This is a genomic window from Candidatus Collinsella stercoripullorum, from assembly GCF_027669965.1.
Taxonomy (GTDB): domain Bacteria; phylum Actinomycetota; class Coriobacteriia; order Coriobacteriales; family Coriobacteriaceae; genus Collinsella; species Collinsella stercoripullorum.
On record NZ_JAQECM010000102.1, the window covers coordinates 346 to 1,204 of the forward strand.

At 65.3% G+C, this 859-nt stretch carries 1 protein-coding gene; it reads right to left on the reverse strand.

Annotated elements, in window-relative coordinates:
- Window positions 1-739, reverse strand: a 739-nt coding sequence (locus PHA29_RS10525; protein ID WP_270849589.1) for an IS256 family transposase, incomplete at its 3' end; no start/stop codon positions are given.
- Window positions 740-859: the final 120 nt, after the last annotated feature.

Genomic DNA, 859 nt, shown 5'->3' on the forward strand with positions numbered 1-859 from the left:
GCTGGTAGGCGGCCCCGGGGAAGACCTCGGCGATCGAGCCGACCATGCCGGCCGCCTTGTCGCCGGTGAACATGCGCACGCCGCGCAGGCCGCGGGACTTCAGCCACGAGAGGAACTCGCGCCAGCACTCGGCCGACTCCGTGAAGCCCTCCGCGGCGCCTATGACCTCGCGGTAGCCGTCGTCGTTCACGCCGATGGCCACCATCACGGCGACGTTCTCGTAGCTCCCGCCCCAGGACCTCTTGAGGTATATCCCGTCCACGTAGACGTAGGGGTAGGCGCGCTCCAAGGGCCTGTTCCTCCACTCCTCGACCGACGCGAAGGCCTTCTCGTTCAGGTTGGAGACGGTCGCCGCGGAGACGCTCGAGCCCCAGAGAATCTCACTCACGTCCTCGATGCGCCTGGTGGAGACGCCCGCGAGGTACATCTCGATCATCGCCTCCTCGACCGAGGTCTCCCGGCGCCGGTAGCGCTCGATGATCGCCGTGGTGAACCTCATCCCCTTGAGCTTGGGCATGCGGATCGTGACCTCGCCGGACGTCGTCGTGAGCCTCCGCTCGTAGTGCCCGGCGCGGTAGGCCTCGCGGTCGGCGGTCCTCTCGTAGCGCTCCGCCCCGACGAGGTCGTCGGCCTCCTCGTCCAGCAGTCCGTTCAGCATCTCCTCGACGGTCCTCCTGACGAGCTCGCGCAGGTCAGCCTTCAGCGACTCCTCGTTCAAAGATACAATGGGATCGGGCATGGTCTACCTCCAGCATGTTTCTTGTCTAGGCAACTCGAATCATACCGGGGCGGGCCGTGCCCTCCTTCCTTACCTGGACGCTATTCCGCTGTCAAAGTGCGCAAGAAATTGTACGTTACC